Raw genomic sequence first — 16,513 nt, 5'->3', positions numbered from 1 at the left:
CCACGGTGTTCATCTTCGGGATCGTCGTGTACGCGGAGTCGGTCCGCGTCGAGATCCCGCTGTCGCACGCCCGCGTGAAGGGCGCCCGCGGACGCTTCCCGGTGAAGCTCATCTACGCGTCCGTCCTCCCAATGATCCTCGTTCGCGCGCTACAGGCGAACATCCAGTTCCTCGGCCAGATCCTCTCCTCGCAGTGGGCGGGGATGCCGGCGATACTCGGGACCTACAGCGAGCAGGGGCAGCCCATCGGCGGGTTGTTCTACTACCTGAACCCGATTCAGAGCCGGGGGCAGTGGATGTGGTTCCTCGGTGAGATACCGGCGTCCGTCGAGCCGTGGATGATCGCGATCCGGCTCGCAATCGACCTCGCGTTCATGATCGTCGGCGGCGCTATCTTCGCGATCTTCTGGGTCGAGACTACCGGCATGGGGCCGGAGGCGACCGCGAAACAGATCCAGAACTCCGGGATGCAGATCCCCGGGTTCCGCCGGAACCCGCAGGTCGTCGAGAAGGTCATGGAGCGGTACATCCCGCAGGTGACCGTCATCGGCGGCGCCCTCGTCGGGCTGCTCGCCGTGATGGCGAACCTGCTCGGCACCATCGGGCAGGTCTCCGGCACCGGGCTACTGCTTGCGGTCTCTATCACGTACAAGCTGTACGAGGAGATCGCCGAAGAGCAGCTCATGGAGATGCACCCGATGATGCGCCAGATGTTCGGCAACGAGTAGCGAACATCCACTCCTTTCCGTTCTTCTTCGACCCTGAGCGACTGCGTCGTACTCAGCAGTCTCCTACCGGGGGGAGTCGAAGTGACCGACTCGGACGGCTTCTTCGAGCAACTCGACGAGACCGAGGCGATCGCCGACGATTAACCGGAATCTATCGAAACACCGGTCGAACAGACGGAAGCGGACGCCCCCCGCGCGGATGCGGATACAACGGCCGGCTCAACGTTCACCGAGCCACGACGACGTACTGGTACCTCCGGTACATCGCCAGCTGTCGATTCCGTCGGTGTAAATTCAAACGACACAGTATCGCGCCGAGTCGGTTCCTGACGCTTCGCGTCGACAACGGATCGAGAACTCGGCGTTAGGGGAGCGACCGGTCGGGTTCGGCCGCTATCGCCCGCGACTTCCGAGGCGTGACCAGATCGGGTTGTTCCGGCTGGTCGCCTTTCGCTCGGAGACGCACCGCTCGGCTCGATACCACCGAGGCCGCCGACCGCGGTCGCCCCGGCTATACGGCGTCGGACCGATCGCTCGCAGCGGCTTCGTCCGCCGCGTCCTCTTCGTCGTCGCTCATCTCCTCGGCAGCTTCTTCGACCTTTTCTTTGACGGTTTTCTCCACCGTCTCTTCGACCTTCTCGCCGACGGTTTCTTCGACGGTTTTCTCCACCGTCTCTTCGACTTTCTCGCCGACGGTCTCCTCGACGGTCTTCTCTACCGTCTCTTCGACTTTCTCGCCGACGGTCTCCTCGACGGTCTTCTCTACCGTCTCGCCCACGGTCTCTTCGACCTTGCCCGAGACCTCCTCGCTGACCGTGTCGCTGACGTCGTCGGCGACCTCGCCGACCTCCTTGTTGACGGTCTCGCCGACGCTCTTCTCGACCTCCTTGCTCACGGTCTCCTCCACCTTCTCGCCGACCGTCTCCTCGACGGTCTTCTCGACCTCCTTGCTCACCGTTTCGCCGACGGTCTTCTCGACCTCCTTGTTGACCGTCTCACCGACGGTCTTCTCGACCTCCTTGTCGACGGTCTCGCCGACGCTCTCTTCGACCTGTTTCCCGACCTGGTCGGCGACCTCGCGCGTCATCCAGTCCGGATCGAAGCGGGCCATCTTCCACACGACGTGGATCACGTACGACGCGAACACCCCGATCCCGAACGCGATCGCGACGTTGTTCACCTGCGTCGTCGCGATCAACACGATCGACAGGACGATCAGCGCGCCGTACGCGATGTCGGTCGCCGCGTCTACCCGCGCCGGGCTTACCATTCCCGGCCCTCCGTCTCCTCGTCGACCGCGCTCGCCCGCCGCGTGGGATATCCGTTCATACGGTTACCTTGCGAGCCCGCGGCGTAAAAGCCTCCCTCGTTGGGCGTCCGCGCCCCGCGCCCGGAGATCCGGAGCGCACCCCCGGCCCCGGAGCGCGACCCTTTTAGGCCGGATGGTCGAATCGAGCGTATGGACATCGAAGAGGGCGGACTCACCGTCTCCGTCCCGGAGGCTCGCGACGGCGCCAGCAAGGGCACCGGCGGCGGCGTCTTCTTCAACCCGACGCAGGAGCTGAACCGCGACGTGACGGTCGCGACGCTGCGCGCCTACCGCGACCGCGAACCGCGCGTCGCCTCGTACCTCGACGCGATGGCCGCCTCCGGGGTCAGGGGGGTCCGCGCCGCCGCGGAGGGGTATCGGGTCACCTGCGCCGACGTCGACGCGGACGCGGTCGAGCTCGCCGCCACGAACCTCGACGCCAACGGCCTCGACGGCGAGGCGGTCCACCGCGACGTCAACGCCCTCCTGTACGACGAGGGGCCGTTCGACGTCGTCGATCTGGACCCGTACGGCACACCGATCCCCTTCGCGGACGCCGCGTTCGCGAACGGGCGCAACCTGGTCTGCGTCACCGCCACCGACACTGCGCCGCTGTGCGGCGCCCACCTCAACAGCGGGATCCGGAAGTACGGCGCGGTCCCGCGCAACACCGACTATCACCCCGAGATGGGGCTCCGAACGCTGATATCCGCCTTGGTGCGGACCGCCGCGCGCTACGACAAGGCGGCGACGCCGATCCTCTCGCACGTCTCCCGTCACTACGCGCGGACCTACCTCGAACTGGAGTCGGGCGCCCGCGCGGCCGACGACTGCCTCGACGGCGTGGGGTACGTCGACCACTGCGAGGACTGCCTCTGGCGCTCGGCGACGCCGGGGCACGTCGCCGACCCGGTCGACGCCTGCCCGGAGTGCGGGAGCGACCGCGTCCTCACGGCCGGTCCGATCTGGCTCGGCCCGGTCGCGGACGCCGACTTCGCGCGCGCCGTCCGCCGCGAGGTGACGGACGACATGGGCGAGGCGAAGCGTGCGCGCAAGCTGCTCGGGACGGTCGCTCGCGAACTCGACACCCCCACGCACTACGACCAGCACCGGCTGTACAAGGAGTGGGGTGAGCCCGCGATCGGGATGGACGAGTTCGTCGAGCGCGTCCGCGGGGCCGGCCACGAGGCGAGCCGCGCGCACTACCGTGGCACGGCGGTGAAGAGCACGGCGTCGATCCCCGAGATGCGCGAGGCGGTCCTCGGCGACGACGCGGACTGACGGGGCCGCGGCCGCGTTCGCTCCCGCCGCGAATTCCACCCCACGAGCGCCCGCCCGCGCCGCGCCCGGCACCCTCTCGCTTTTGTCGCGGTCGGTCGAAACGCGTGACGTGTCTCGACACTCGCGCACCGCGTTCGGCACGGTTCGGCGCGTCGCCGACCTCGCGGTCGACAGGCAGGTGACGTTCCTCGCGGCCGCCATCGCCTACTACGCGTTCGTCTCGCTCGTCCCCGCGCTCCTGCTGCTGGTCGTCGTCGCCACCGCCGTCTTCGGCGAGACCATCGCCGCCGAGCTGGTGGCGTCCACGGGCGAGTTCCTCACGCCGGCCGGCGAGGAGGCGGTCGTCGGGGCCGTCTCCTCGGCCGGCGGGCGGACCGGCGCGAGCCTGCTCGGGGTCGGGCTGCTGATCTGGTCGACGCTGAAGGTGTTCCGCGGGCTCGACACGGCGTTCGTCTCGCTGTACGGCGGCGAGGAGACGCCCGGCCTCCTCAAGCCGATCGCCGACGCCGCCTCGGTCGTCGTCGGCGTCGGCGTCGGCCTCGGCGTGATGGTCGCCGTGGGCGCGTTCGTCGCGGCCGCGGACGCGCTTCCCCTGATCGAGGCGGCGAGCGTCCTCGCCCTGCCCGCTCTCCTCGCGGTCGTGTTCCTCCCGATGTACTACCTCCTGCCGCAGCCGGCGATCGCCGTCCGCGAGGCGCTGCCGGGCGCGGCGTTCGCGGCGGTCTGCTGGACGCTGCTTCAGGCCGGGTTTCAGGTGTACGCCGCGGGCGCCGCGCAGTACGAGGTGTACGGCGTCATCGGCGGGGTCCTCCTCCTGGTCACGTGGCTGTACCTCGCCGCCGCCGTCGTCGTCCTCGGCGGCGCCGTCAACGTGGTGCTCGCGGGACGGAGCGAGACCGGCGGAAGTTCCCGAGGCGAGCGCGACGCCGGGCCCGCCGCCCCGCCCGACCACGCCGCGGACCGGCAGTTACAACACGACCGCGGCCGACCCACGGGTATGAACGGCGAGTCGGATCCCGAGGGGGACGACGGCGAACGGCCGCGCGGCGCGCCGGACGTCGCCGCCCTCGAAGCGGAGGTCCGAGAGCTGCGGTCGCAGCTCGACGAGTTCGAAGACGACGTGGAACGCCGCACGGTCGACAAACCGGAGGTCGAGTCGGAGCTGAAGCGCTACGTCCGCTCCCGGATGCGGCGCGGACACGCGCGCGGGTGGGGCCCGTACCTCGTGTTGCTGTACGGGACGGTGCTGACGCTCGCCGCGCTGACCTCGCTTCAGGGGATCTACGCGGTCGGCGCCATCGTCGTCCTCGGGCTGTCGACGCTCGGCCTGTACACGATCTTCGTCGTCGTCGGCATCGGGCTCAACCTGATCGAGACGCCCGGCAAGGCGATCGACTACGCCCGGCGCCGCGGCGATGACTGATCGGACCGTCGAGCGGGTGACCGACGCGTGACCGATCTGGTCTCCGCGGACCGGGGCGTCGGCGGCACCGCGCTCGCCGAGGGGCTTCCCGAGGCGGTCACCGTCGCCTTCGCGGCCGTCACTCACCTCGCGGACCCGTGGTTCCTCTTCGCGCTGCTCGCGGTCGGCTACTGGTTCGCGAGCGAGGGGGCGGCGGGGTCGCCGCGCCGCGCCGGCGCGACGGCGATCGCGGCCGTCACCTGCGCGTACGCCGCGACCGCGCTCGGCAAGGCGTGGTTCGCGGTCCCCCGCCCGCCGGGCGCGATGCCCCCGGCCGACGTGCCGACGTGGCTCCCCGCGCTGCTGTCCGGCTGGTACGAGGCGCAGGTGCTCTCGGACGGGTTCGGGTTCCCGAGCGGCCACGCCACCGGCGGCGCGGCCGCGTACCTCGCGCTGGCGCTGCTGTACGACCGGCTCTGGACCGACCGCGCTCGCTACCTCGCGGCCGGGGCGGTCGCCGTCGCCGTCGCGGCCTCGCGGGTCGTCATCGAAGTCCACTACCTCGTCGACGTGCTCGCCGGCCTGCTCGTCGGCGCGGGGACCGTCGCCGTTGCCCTGCGGCTCGCCGGCGACCCGCGGGTCCGCGGCTCGCCCGGCACGGACGCGGCGGCCGGACCGACCGCCGATCTGAACCCCGCACCGGCGTTCGCCCTCGCGGCGGTCGTCTCCGCGGGCGCGCTGGCCGTCGCCGTCGCCGGCGGGCACACGGGGGAAGTCGTCGAGGCAGGGATCGGGATCGCCACCGGTGCCGGGGGCGCGATCGGCTGGCGGTTCGTCGACGGCGAGGAGCCGTCGGTCCCGCCCCGCGTCGCCGTCCCCGCGCTCGCGGTCACCGGCGGCCTCTGGGTCGGCGCGTACGCCCTCGCGGGGACGCTGCCGGTGACGCTGGTCGCGACGACCGCCGCCGTGGTCGCCGTCGTCGCGCTCCCGGCGCTGTCCGGGCGGATCGAGCGGTCGCTCGCCGAGTGACGCGGCGTCGGAAAAAGTCCCGTCGCGGACCGCGGTCGGGGGCTACTCGACTCGGACCGGGCTCAGAACGTCTCCAGGTAGCGGTCCTCCTCCCACTGCGACACCTGGGTGAGGTACTCGCTGAACTCCTGAGACTTCGCCTCGGCGAACTTCTCGGAGGTGTGCGGGCCGAGCGCCTCCTGGAGCACCTCGTCGGTCTCCAGCTCCTCGACCGCGGCGCCGAGGTTCGGGGGCAGCGTCTCGATGCCGTACTCCTCGCGCTTCGCGTCGTCGAACTCGTAGATGTCCTCGCGGACCGGGTCGCCCGGGTCGGCGCCGGTCTTGATCCCGTCGAGGCCGGCGGCGATGAGCGACGCCATGCCGAGGTAGGGGTTACAGGACGGGTCGGGGCTGCGGACCTCGAAGCGCGCGGAGACGCCCGCGGCGTCCGGGACGCGGACGAGCGCCGAGCGGTTCGTGTCGGACCACGCGACGTAGATCGGGGCCTCGTAGCCGGGCACCAGCCGCTTGTAGGAGTTCACGGTCGGGTTCGTGACCGCCGTGAACGCGGGGGCGTGGTTCAGGATGCCGCCCATGAACTGGTAGGCCGTCTCGCTCAGGTTGAACTCGTCGGAGTCGTCGGCGAAGGCGTTGCCGTCCTCGTCGAACAGCGAGATGTGGCTGTGCATGCCCGAGCCGTTGATGTCGGCGATGGGCTTGGGCATGAACGTCGCGTGGAGGTCGTGCTGCTCGGCGACCGCGCGAACGACGGCGCGGAACGTCGCGATGTTGTCCGCGGTCGTGAGCGCGTCGGCGTACTTGAAGTTGATCTCGTGTTGGCCCTCCGCGACCTCGTGGTGGGAGGCCTCGATCTCGAAGCCCATCTCCTCTAAGGTGAAGATGATCTCCTTGCGCACGTCGGACGCGAGGTCCTTCGGGGCGAGATCGAAGTAGCCGCCGTTGTCGTGCGGGATGGTCGTCGCGTTGCCGTCGTCGTCCTTCTCGAACAGGAAGAACTCCGGCTCCGGCCCGATCGAGACGGAGTAGCCCATCTCCTCGGCCTCGGCGAGGACCGACTTCAGGACCTGCCGCGGCCCGCCGACGAACGGCTCGCCGTCGGTGTCGACGATGTCACAGATGAGCCGCGCCGCGCCCGAGTCGCCGTCGTTGCGCCACGGGAGCACCGCGAACGTGTCGGGGTCGGGGACGAGCCGCATGTCCGACTCCTGGATGCGCACGAACCCCTCGATTGAGGAGCCGTCGAAGTAGATGCCTTCGGTGAACGCCTTCTCCGCCTGGTGGGCGGGGACGGAGACGTTCTTCACGACGCCGAGGATGTCAGTGAACTGAAGCCGCAGGAAATCGACGTTCTGCTCCTCGATCTCGTCGAGTACCGCCTGTTCCTCGGCCGTGAGGCCGCCGTCCGGTTTCGCGTGTTCGTCCGTCATGTTCTGGACGTTTGATTCGTTATCTGCCAGTATAAAGGCCTTATCGCTTGGCGCATGAACCGCCGGACAGGCAAAACTGCTGGACGTTCGTAAAATTCTAAACCCCCGAAAGCGTGGTTAGGTGTGATGACGTACGAAAACCTCGACGCGAAGCTCATCAACTCGCTGCTCAGCAACGGCCGCGCGAGTCTCCGGAGCTTGGGCGACGAGCTCGACGTATCGGTGACGACCGTTTCGAACCACCTGCGCGACCTCGAAGAGGAAGGCGTCATTCGGGGGTACACGCCCGTCGTCGACTACGACAAGCTCGGCTACGACGTGACCGCCGTGCTCCAGCTCAAGGTCGAAGGGAGCGCGCTACCGGACGTGACCGAGAAGCTGCGGCAGGAGAAACAGATGGTGAGCGTCTACGAGGTCACCGGGGATTACGACGTGATCGCCATCGGGAAGTTTACCGACACGGACGGGATGAACGACCAGATCAAGTCGATCCTCACGGACGCGGACATCCGGGAGTCGAACACGAGCGTCGTCCTCAACGCGGTCACGGAGAACGAGCAGTTCGACCTCGACGTCAAGGAGTAGTTCGGCCGCCGCCGGGGCCCTCTCCGCGCCGCCGAGAGCCCTCTTCGTACCGGCGCGAGCCGTCCCCGCGCTGCCCGCTGCCGGCTCAGTCTCTCCGCCGCTCCGCCGCCGCCTCCAGCGTCTCCACCGCCGGGAGCGGCTCGCCCGTCAGCGCGCGGATGTACGCGCCGCCCGCGATGGAGACGTGCGAGAAGTCCGCCTCGCTCAGCCCGTACATCTCGATGGCCCGCGAGGTGTCGCCCCCGCCGACGACCGAGAAGCAGTTCGTCTCCGCGATGGCGTCGAGGACGCCCACGGTGCCGTCGGCGAACCGCTCGTCCTCGAAGACGCCGAGCGCGCCCTTCACGAAGACCGCGTCGGACTCGCGGATCGCCGGCTCGTAGTCGGCGACCGTCGTCGCCCCTACGTCGAGGTACCCCGTCTCCTTCTCGCCGATGTCGTCGACGGGGACCTCAGCGCGCTCGCCGTCGGGACCCTCGTACGCAAGGTCGCTCGCGAGGCGGATCGCGTCGCCGCGCTCGTCGAGGACCGACTCGATCAGCTCGCGGTTCCGCTCCCACTGCTCGTCGAAGAGGTCCATCTCGCCCACGTCGCGGCCGACGGGGTGACCCGCGGCGCGGAGGAACAGCTCGCCGGCGACGCCGCCGAGGAGGAAGCGGTCGACGCGGTCGTCGAGGGCGTCCATCACGCCGATCACGTCGGTCGCCTTCGTCCCCCCGACGACCATCGTGACCGGGCCGTCGAACTCGCGGGTCGCGATCGCGGTGTTCGCCTCGTACTCCGTCTCCATCACGCGGCCCGCGTACGCGGGGAGGACGAGCGGGAAGCCGACGAGCGAGGCGTGCTTCCGGTGGGCCGCCGAGTAGGCGTCGTTGACGTACGCGTCGAACAGCGGCGCGAGCGTCCGGACGAACTCCGTCTCGGCCTTCTCTTCGGGCGACGCCTCCGGAAGCTCGTCGTCGCACATCCGCGTGTTCTCCAGCAGGAGGATCTCTCCCGCGTCGAGCGCGTCGATCGCCTCCAGCGCCTCGTCGCCGTACGTGTCGGCCACGAACCCAACGTCGCGGCCGACGCGGTCGGCGAGGATCTCGGCGTGGCCGCCGAGCGACGTGAAGTCGTCGCGACCGGGTCGGCCCTGATGGGCCAGCAGGACGACGCGGTGTCCCGCCTCGGCCAGCTCGCGGACGGTCTCCGCGTGGCGCTCGAAGCGGCGGTTGTCCTGCGGTGTTCCGTCCTCGATGGGCGAGTTGAGGTCCAGTCGGACGAGGACGCGCGAGTCTGCCGAGAGGTCGTCGAGGGTGTTGAACGCGGGCATGGGTGAGGAGTCGTCGATGAGCTCGTTAAGCGGTTGCGCTCCGGGGGAACGTTGCCGTCCGAAGGTCCGTCCCGTCGAACGGGCGGTGCGTGTCGAGCGCGTCGGTCGCGACGCGCCAGACGAACCGGCCGTCTACGCCTCGTCGTGGACGTACGCGGCCATGTCGAGCAGCCGGTTCGAGAAGCCGTACTCGTTGTCGTACCAGGTGAGGATCTTCAGCAGCTTCCCGCCGGCGATGACGTTCGTCGACTGGAGGTCGACGTAGCTGGAGAACGGGAGGCCGACGATGTCGGAGGAGACGACCTCGTCGTCGGTGTAGCCGAGAACGCCCGCGAGCGGACCGGAGTCGGCGGCTTCGCGGAAGGCGGCGTTGACCTCCTCCTCGGTGACGGTCTCGTCGAGGCTGACGACGAACTCGGTGAGGGAGCCGGTCGGGACCGGGACGCGCATCGCCATGCCGTCGATCTTCCCCTCCAGCTGCGGGAGGACCTTCTGCGCCGCGCCCGCGGCGCCCGTCGAGGTGGGAACGATGTTCTCGGCAGCCGCGCGGCCGCGGCGACGCTTGCTCATCGGGCCGTCGATGAGGCTCTGCGAGCCCGTGTAGGCGTGGACGGTGGTGAGGGTACCGGCGTCGATGCCGAACTCCGCGTCGAGCACCTTCGCGACCGGCGTGATGGAGTTCGTCGTACAGGAGGCGTTCGAGATCACGTCGTCGCCCTCGTACTCGTCGTGGTTGACGCCGTAGACGAGCTGTTTGACCGGCTTCTCGCCCTTCGGGGGCGCCGAGATGATCACGGTGTCCGCGCCGCCGTCGAGGTGCGCGCTCGCGTCGTCGCGGGTGCGGAAGATCCCCGTACACTCCAAGGCGACGTCGACGTCGAGGTCGTCCCACGGGAGGTCGGCGGGGTCCTGAACGTTGAACAGCGGGACCGAGGTGCCGCCGACCGTCAGTTCGTCGCCGTCGCGCTCGACGCCGTCGAGCCGGCCCATGACGGTGTCGTACTTCGCGAGGTACCCCATGTCGTCGAAGTCCATCACGTCGTTGATCCCGACGAGCTCGATCCGGGGACTCTCCATCACCGCGCGGAACACGTTGCGCCCGATGCGACCGAAGCCGTTGAGCCCCACCCGCACGACCTCGTCGTCGCTCACGTCGTCACCGGCCGCCAGATTCGATTTACTCATATTCGAAAAAGCCGAGCCGCAACTACTTAAATCCGGCCCAGTCGCGGCGAGACCGTCATAATCGTTGGAATTTGTTACGGCCGGTGTCGCGTCTCGCGGCCGAGGGCCCGCGACGGCGGCCGCTCGTCGTCCGCCGGATCGCTGCTTTCCCGCGGCGGATAGCGGCCGAAACGGCGACCGACAGAAGGCTTATCGGGGTCACCGACTTCACGGGAGATATGGACAGAGACGACCGCGACGATCCGTTCGGAGACTTCTTCGAGGAGATCGAGCGGATGATGAACGAGATGGCCAACGGGGACCCCCAGTCGGCCGACGACGCGGGGTTCGGCTCCGACACCCACGTCGACGCGTACACCACGGACGAGTCGGTGCGTCTCATCGCCGACCTCCCCGCCGTCTCGAAGGAGGACCTCTCGCTGCGCTGCGACGGGGACGCGCTCACCATCTCCGCGGTCACCGACCGGCGCGAGTACGACGAGACGGTCGACCTCCCCGCCCCCGTCGACGAGCACTCCGCCGACGCGACGTTCAACAACGGCGTCCTCGAGGTCTCGTTCGACCGCGACGAGGACAGCGCGTCGATCGACCTCGTCTGAGCCGGCCCGCCTCCCGGGGCTCGCTCGCTCTCCTCACTCCTCCTCGGCGGTCCGCCGGACGAGCGCCGCGAACCGGTCGTAGAAGCCGTCCTCGTACTTCGTCGCGGCGTCGACCGTCGGCCGCGCGTTCGTCTCGTTGACGACGAGCCGGTCGTCGGTCGCGAGCAGGTCGACGCCGAGGTAGTCGATTCCCAGCGCCGCGGCCGCGCGCTCCGCGAGGTCGCGCGCTCGCGGATCGAGGTCGACGCCGCGAGCGGTCGCACCGCGGTGGACGTTGTGTTTCCACCGGCCGGCCGCGAGCGCGTCGGCGTCGAGTTCGCGTTCCACCGCCCCGGCGTACGCGCCGTCGACGACCATCGCGCGGTAGTCGCGCGCGTCGGGAAGGTACTCCTGAAGCAGGAACGACTTGTCGCCGGTCGCGCGGTAGTCGTGGATCAGGTTCAGGTAGTCGACGACGCCCAGCAGCGAGTCGAGGTCGGTCGCGGTCGCGACGCCCACCCCGCGGGTCGCGGAGTTCGGCTTCACGACGACCGGGTAGGAGAACTCGCTCGCGGCGTCGACGACGACCGACTCGTCGACGGGGTTCGACACGAGCGTCGTCTTCGGCGTCGGGAGGCCGGCGGCGGAGAGCGTCGCCAGCACGCCGGCCTTGTTGCGCGAAGTCACGACCGCGTCGCGGCCGTTCACCCACGGCACGCCCAGCCGCTCGTCGACGACCGCGCCCTCCATGAGCCGGGTGGGGTAGACGAGGCCGACGTCGAAGTCGGCGAACTCGTCGGGGTCGTCCGCGCCGTCTCGCGCCGCCGCGCCGCCCGAGACGCGCAGCGCTCGCTCTTTCGCTCGGACGTGACCGACGTCGATGTCGCGGTCCGCGAGGGGCCCGCGCACGCGCTCGAACGTCTCCGCGTCGGTGGTCATCGCGAGCCGGAGCATAACCGTGTTGGGGGCCGTTCGGACTTAAAAACGGCGCGAGCGGAACGACGGCAGCGACGCGTTCCGACGGCCGGTAGCGCGTGCCTCGCGGCCGGGGACTCGGAGGCGTTCACCGTCGATTCGCAGTCTGATACGTACGAATAAGCGGTCGAGGTGTCGGCGAGGTCTCCCGTCGATACGCGCGAAGCGACCTATTGGAGGTGGCCTTCCTCGCGGAGCTGTTCGGCCTCGCTCTTCTCGTAGCGCCACGAGATGTCGGCCTTCTCGTCCTGCCAGTCCCACGGCTCGACGAGGACGATGTCGTCTTCGCGGATCCACACGCGCTTTTGCATCCGGCCGGGGATGCGCGCGGTCCGCTGTTTCCCGTCCGCGCAGCGCACCTTGACGCGGTTCGCGCCGAGCATCTCGACGACCTCCGCGAACACCTCGTCGTCGTCGGGCATCCGGAGGTCGTTCCGACCGCCGCCGTCTCCGTTGCTCATGCGTACGCGGTGATACGCGCTCGCGGAAATAAAAGGGCCGCTCTCCGCCGGGACCGAAACGGCCCTTTTACCTCCGGGGACCGCCGAGGCGACGACATGCGTGACACGCTCGGACTCGAAGGCATCGCCGGCGTCCTCGTCGTCCTCGTCGGTATCGGTATCCTGACCCTCCGCGATCCGGTCGTCGCCGGCGCCCTGATGGTCGTGCTCGCCGGTCTCGCGCTGATCGCGAAGGGGCTCGTCGACACCGCCATGCGATCGTTCGGGCTGAAGTGAACCCTCGGCGGCGGTCCGACCGACTCCGGACGAGCGGCCGTCCGCGCGACGCGGCGTTCACCGTGGTCCCGAAAGAGTCATAATCGCCGACCGTCCCTCACCGGGTATGGTCGAAGTACCTGCCGTCGCGGTCGAACTCGTCGAACTCCTCGCCGCTGCCGTCGGCGCCGGCGCGGCCGCCGCGGTCGGCGTCGTGCTCGAACAGTTCGGGCTCTCCGCCGTCTCCGGCGGCGATCTCGTCCTCGGCGCGTGGGCCGTCGGCATGGGACTGATCGCGCTGTACGTCGGCCTCGTCGGTCTCGGCTACGAGCAGGCGCTCCCGCGGCTGCGCAGCCTCGCGAGCGGCGAGTAACTCACAGGTCCCCGTCCGCGGCGAGTTCGCGCACTCGGTCGGCGCGCTCGCGGATCGCCGCCCACTCCTCGTCGTCCTTCTTGTCGACGTGCGAGTACATCAGCCCCATTCGCCCGGTGCCGCGGAGCGTCTCCTCGTTCTCCTTCAGGAAGTCCCAGTAGAGCGCGTTGAACGGGCAGGCCCCGTCGCCCGTGGTCCGCGAGACGGCGTACGGGCAGTCGGCGCAGTGGTCGCTCATCCGGTTGACGTAGCTCCCCGAGGAGGCGTACGGCTTCGAGGAGAGCACGTCCGTGCCGAACGACCCCATCGCGACGACGTTCGGCGTCGTCACCCAGTGGTAGGCGTCGACGAAGCCGAGGTGGAACCACTCGTTCACGTCGGCGGGGTCGGCGCCGTACACGAGCGCGAAGTTCGACAGCACCATCAGCCGCTCGATGTGGTGGGCGTAGCCGAACTCGCGGACGTGCCCGACCGCCTCCGAGAGACACCGCATGTCCGTCTCGCCGTCCCAGTAGGCGGGGGGAAGCTCCCGGTCCTGTTCCAACTGATTCGCCTCCGCGAGCTCCGGCATCGCCTCGCGGTAGACGTGGCGCATGAACTCCCGCCAGCCGATCACCTGCCTCACGAACCCTTCTACGGCGTTGAGCGGGAGGGGGGCGGGCTCGTTGCCCCCGGCCGCTCTGCCCCCGGTCGCTCCGTCCTCGCCGTCCGCCGCGTCCCCGCCGAACTCGCTGAGCGAGGTCGCCGTCCCGCCCGCGTCGCCGTGGTCGTCTGGGTCGTACGCGCCGGGCTCGACCCCCCGCTCCTCGTAGGCGCGCTCGACCGCCCGCACCGGCTCGCGCGGGTCGAGCAGCCCGAGGTTGATCGCCGGCGACAGCAGCGAGTGCGAGAGGAACGGCTCGCCGCCGACCATCGCGTCCTCGTACCGTCCGAACGCGGGCAGCCCGTCGCGGACGAACCGGTCGAGCGCCTCGCGGGCCTCTGCCCGCGTGACCGGCCACGCGAACCCGTCGAGCGCGTCGTTCCCCCACGTGTCGAACCGGTCGCACACCCACGCGTGGGTCTCGCGGGTCAGCTCGTCCGGCTCGAACGTCGGCCGCCCCGGCGGTTCCCAGTCCTCCGGCGGCGTCTCCTGATTCAGGTCGTCGTAGTTCCACTCCCCGCCGACCGGCTCGCCGTCGTCCATCAGCACGCCCGTCTCGCGACGGACGTGCCGGTACCAGTGCTCCTGCCGGTAGGTGCGCTCCGCGGCCCCGTCGGCGCCGATCTCGGTCCCCTCGTCGCCGGCCCACTCGCGCCAGTCCGCCGGCGTCGTCCAGAACAGCTCGTTGTCGACGAGTTCGAGGGTGCCGCCGCGCTCGGCGACCAGCCCGCGGAGCCGCTCGCCGGCGCCGTGGCTCGCGGGGCGCATGAGCCGCAGGCGCGGCCCGTTGTCGTCCTCGCCGTCGTTCGCCTCGGCCGCCCGACCAGCGAAGAACTCGTCGAGCCCCTCGCCGAACGACTCCGCCTGAACGTACGTCACGTCGTGGCCGCGATCGCGGAGGTCGTCGCGGAAGTGCCGCATCGCCGAGAACACGAGCGTCAGCTTGTGGGCGTGGTACGGCTTCCGGTCGGCGAACCCGTGCGCTTCGATCAGGAGGACCTCGTCGGCCGCGTCGAGGGCGTCGAGGTCGGGGTTGAGCTGGTCACCGAGCAGCCAGCAGGTCGTCCGGTCGCTCACGGGACGAATAACGCTCCCGAGTCTCATAGCTCCGGCGGCGTCGCTCGACCGCGACCTCCCGGAACGACGCGTCATCCGCGGACTTTTGTCGGCCCCCCGTGTCGGGCGAGCCATGGACGAGATCCTCACGAACTGGCTGCTCGGCCTCATCGCCGCCCTCCTCGCCGTGCTGGTGCTCGACTCGACCGGACAGTCCTTCCTCGCGCCGCTCTCGCCGGTCGCGAACGTGCTCGCGCTCGTGACGTTCCTCGCGTTCGTCATCCTCACCGGGGCGTTCCTCGTGTACACGGCGTCGTTCCGGGACCTCTGATCCCCGCCTCGGGCCGAGCCCGTCGCTGCCGCCGCGCGTAGCTTTTTGTTCCGCCTCGAACTGGTGCGCGTATGGAGTACACCACGCTCGGCTCCACCGGCACCACCGTCTCGAAGATCTGTCTCGGCTGTATGAGCTTCGGCGACCCGGACTGGCGCGAGTGGGTGCTCGACGAGGAGGCGGGCCGCGAGCTCGTCGACCGCGCCGTCGAACTCGGCGTGAACTTCTTCGACACCGCCAACATGTACTCGAACGGCGCGAGCGAGCGCGTCCTCGGTGACGCCCTCGGCGAATACGACCGCGAGGAGTTCGTCGTGGCCACGAAGGGGTACTTCCAGATGGACGAGTCGAACCCGAACTCGGGCGGCCTCTCCCGGAAGGCCATCGAGCAGGAGCTGTCGAACTCCCTCGACCGGCTCGGCATGGAGGCGGTCGACCTCTATCAGATCCACCGCTGGGACGACGACACGCCGATCGAGGAGACGCTCGCCGCGCTCGACGACGCGGTGCGACGGGGCGACGTGCGACACGTCGGCGCCTCCTCGATGTGGGCCCACCAGTTCGCCGAGGCGCTCCACGCGAGCGACCGCGAGGGGTACGAGCGGTTCGCCACGATGCAGAACCACTACAACCTCGCCTACCGCGAGGAGGAGCGCGAGATGCTCCCGCTGTGCGAGAAGGAGGGAATCGGCGTGATGCCGTGGAGCCCCCTCGCGCGCGGCTACCTGACGCGCCCGCACGAGGAGGTCGACGCCACCCTCCGCGGCGAGACCGAGGAGCACCTCTACGCGCACCCCTACCGCGAGGGCGGCGGGCGGGCGGTCAACGAGCGAGTCGAGGAGCTCGCCGCGGAGGAGAGCGTGAAAATGGCGCAGATCGCGCTCGCGTGGCTGTTCCACAAGGAGTGGGTCGACACGCCCATCGTCGGCACGACGAGCGTCGAACACCTCGAAGACGCGGTCGAGGCGCTCGACGTCAACCTCTCCGATTCCGACGTGGAGTGGCTCGAAGAGCCGTACGAGCCGGTCCGCGTCTCCGGTCACGAGTGACGGCGGAGCGCGACTCCGGCTGCGCGCTCGGCGACCTAAATCGTGTTTTAGGAATATGTCGATAAGTCATTTGTATGCTAGTGAATGTCACACTCATATGGCCGACGACACCGACAGAACCCCGACCCGGTCGAGGACGGAGTACGCTCGCACCCGGATCCGGTGTCCGAACTGCGGCGACCGCGTGCCTGCGGCCGGCCGGGACACGGACTCAGCGGAGTGCCCGAACTGCCACCGGCTGATTCGGACCTGACGCCGGCTCGGGGCCGCCGGCGGAGCGCCGGTCCGACACCGCCGCCCGCCGGCTATTTATAAACACACCGTCGCGGGCGCCACGACAACCCTTTTCGGCGGCGCCGCCGAACCGTGGCGCATGGCAGACGACGACGCCACCGACCCCGAGAACGGCGAGGGCGGCGAACAGAGCGACGGCGACGACGGCGAGGAGAAGTCGTTCCGCGAGCGCGTCGAGGAGATCCGGGAGCGACGCGCTCGCGGAACGACTTCTCCTCGCCGTCGTCGCCGTCGCTC

Annotated in this window: 17 protein-coding genes and 1 pseudogene; 11 read left to right on the top strand and 7 right to left on the bottom strand. The window is 69.6% G+C overall.

Going from position 1 to position 16,513, the window contains the following annotated elements; all coding sequences use genetic code 11:
* Window positions 1–728 (top strand): annotated as a pseudogene (locus B9G38_RS08955) (preprotein translocase subunit SecY); the annotation flags it as partial.
* Between the two features lie 511 nt (window positions 729–1,239).
* On the opposite strand, the gene B9G38_RS08950 reads toward B9G38_RS08955, so the two are convergent.
* Window positions 1,240–1,998 carry a hypothetical protein gene (locus tag B9G38_RS08950; RefSeq protein WP_086220160.1) on the bottom strand — a complete coding sequence of 253 codons (759 nt, stop codon included), beginning with the start codon at window positions 1,996–1,998 and terminating at the stop codon, window positions 1,240–1,242.
* A 189-nt stretch (window positions 1,999–2,187) separates the two neighbouring features.
* Between B9G38_RS08950 and B9G38_RS08945 the strand changes: the two genes are divergently transcribed.
* From B9G38_RS08945 to B9G38_RS08935, 3 genes are all read left to right on the top strand, one after another.
* Entirely contained in the window at window positions 2,188–3,318 is a 1,131-nt protein-coding gene (locus B9G38_RS08945) for a tRNA (guanine(26)-N(2))-dimethyltransferase (protein WP_086220159.1), read from the top strand.
* Window positions 3,319–3,427: 109 nt separating this feature from the next.
* Entirely contained in the window at window positions 3,428–4,741 is a 1,314-nt protein-coding gene (locus tag B9G38_RS08940) for a YihY/virulence factor BrkB family protein (RefSeq protein ID WP_086220158.1), read from the top strand.
* 27 nt (window positions 4,742–4,768) lie between these two features.
* Complete coding sequence (locus B9G38_RS08935) at window positions 4,769–5,749, top strand: phosphatase PAP2 family protein (RefSeq protein ID WP_086220157.1); 981 nt, start codon at window positions 4,769–4,771, stop codon at window positions 5,747–5,749.
* A gap of 62 nt (window positions 5,750–5,811) precedes the next feature.
* Here B9G38_RS08935 and glnA read toward each other — a convergent pair whose 3' ends face one another.
* Window positions 5,812–7,176, bottom strand: coding sequence for a type I glutamate--ammonia ligase (gene glnA / locus B9G38_RS08930; RefSeq protein ID WP_086216099.1), 1,365 nt, complete (start codon window positions 7,174–7,176; stop codon window positions 5,812–5,814).
* A gap of 126 nt (window positions 7,177–7,302) precedes the next feature.
* Between glnA and lrp the strand changes: the two genes are divergently transcribed.
* Window positions 7,303–7,761, top strand: coding sequence for an HTH-type transcriptional regulator Lrp (lrp, locus tag B9G38_RS08925; protein ID WP_008441157.1), 459 nt, complete (start codon window positions 7,303–7,305; stop codon window positions 7,759–7,761).
* Between the two features lie 85 nt (window positions 7,762–7,846).
* On the opposite strand, the gene B9G38_RS08920 is transcribed toward lrp, so the two are convergent.
* Both B9G38_RS08920 and gap read right to left on the bottom strand, forming a co-directional pair.
* Entirely contained in the window at window positions 7,847–9,076 is a 1,230-nt protein-coding gene (locus B9G38_RS08920) for a phosphoglycerate kinase (RefSeq protein ID WP_086220156.1), read from the bottom strand.
* 132 nt (window positions 9,077–9,208) lie between these two features.
* Window positions 9,209–10,261: a type I glyceraldehyde-3-phosphate dehydrogenase gene (gap, locus tag B9G38_RS08915; RefSeq protein WP_086220155.1), complete on the bottom strand. Its 1,053-nt coding sequence runs from the start codon at window positions 10,259–10,261 to the stop codon at window positions 9,209–9,211.
* A 218-nt stretch (window positions 10,262–10,479) separates the two neighbouring features.
* Between gap and B9G38_RS08910 the strand changes: the two genes are divergently transcribed.
* A complete protein-coding gene (locus B9G38_RS08910; protein ID WP_086220154.1) occupies window positions 10,480–10,860 on the top strand; it encodes an Hsp20/alpha crystallin family protein in 381 nt (126 codons plus the stop codon).
* A 33-nt stretch (window positions 10,861–10,893) separates the two neighbouring features.
* Here B9G38_RS08910 and B9G38_RS08905 read toward each other — a convergent pair whose 3' ends face one another.
* A complete protein-coding gene (locus B9G38_RS08905; RefSeq protein WP_086220153.1) occupies window positions 10,894–11,793 on the bottom strand; it encodes a RimK family alpha-L-glutamate ligase in 900 nt (299 codons plus the stop codon).
* A 191-nt stretch (window positions 11,794–11,984) separates the two neighbouring features.
* On the bottom strand, window positions 11,985–12,275 hold the full coding sequence (eif1A, locus tag B9G38_RS08900) for a translation initiation factor eIF-1A (RefSeq protein ID WP_004597376.1): 291 nt from the start codon (window positions 12,273–12,275) through the stop codon (window positions 11,985–11,987).
* A gap of 96 nt (window positions 12,276–12,371) precedes the next feature.
* On the opposite strand from eif1A, the gene B9G38_RS08895 reads away from it, so the two are divergent.
* Window positions 12,372–12,551, top strand: a complete 180-nt coding sequence (locus B9G38_RS08895) for a hypothetical protein (RefSeq protein WP_049930222.1) — start codon at window positions 12,372–12,374, stop codon at window positions 12,549–12,551.
* Window positions 12,552–12,657: 106 nt separating this feature from the next.
* Window positions 12,658–12,903 (top strand): hypothetical protein, encoded by a 246-nt coding sequence (locus B9G38_RS08890; protein WP_086216095.1) that lies wholly within the window; start codon window positions 12,658–12,660, stop codon window positions 12,901–12,903.
* A 1-nt stretch (window position 12,904) separates the two neighbouring features.
* On the opposite strand, the gene B9G38_RS08885 is transcribed toward B9G38_RS08890, so the two are convergent.
* Window positions 12,905–14,623: a cryptochrome/photolyase family protein gene (locus tag B9G38_RS08885; protein WP_086220152.1), complete on the bottom strand. Its 1,719-nt coding sequence runs from the start codon at window positions 14,621–14,623 to the stop codon at window positions 12,905–12,907.
* 112 nt (window positions 14,624–14,735) lie between these two features.
* Between B9G38_RS08885 and B9G38_RS08880 the strand changes: the two genes are divergently transcribed.
* The 3 genes from B9G38_RS08880 (at window position 14,736) to B9G38_RS18240 (ending at window position 16,235) form a co-directional block, all read left to right on the top strand.
* Window positions 14,736–14,933, top strand: coding sequence for a hypothetical protein (locus B9G38_RS08880; protein ID WP_049930226.1), 198 nt, complete (start codon window positions 14,736–14,738; stop codon window positions 14,931–14,933).
* Window positions 14,934–15,004: 71 nt separating this feature from the next.
* Entirely contained in the window at window positions 15,005–15,982 is a 978-nt protein-coding gene (locus B9G38_RS08875) for an aldo/keto reductase (RefSeq protein WP_086220151.1), read from the top strand.
* Between the two features lie 97 nt (window positions 15,983–16,079).
* Window positions 16,080–16,235, top strand: a complete 156-nt coding sequence (locus B9G38_RS18240; RefSeq protein WP_176450687.1) for a hypothetical protein — start codon at window positions 16,080–16,082, stop codon at window positions 16,233–16,235.
* Window positions 16,236–16,513: the final 278 nt, after the last annotated feature.

The organism is Halorubrum sp. SD612 (assembly GCF_002135005.1).
The sequence above is the reverse complement of the archived record's forward strand: the minus strand, read 5'-3'. Positions and strand labels throughout refer to the sequence as shown.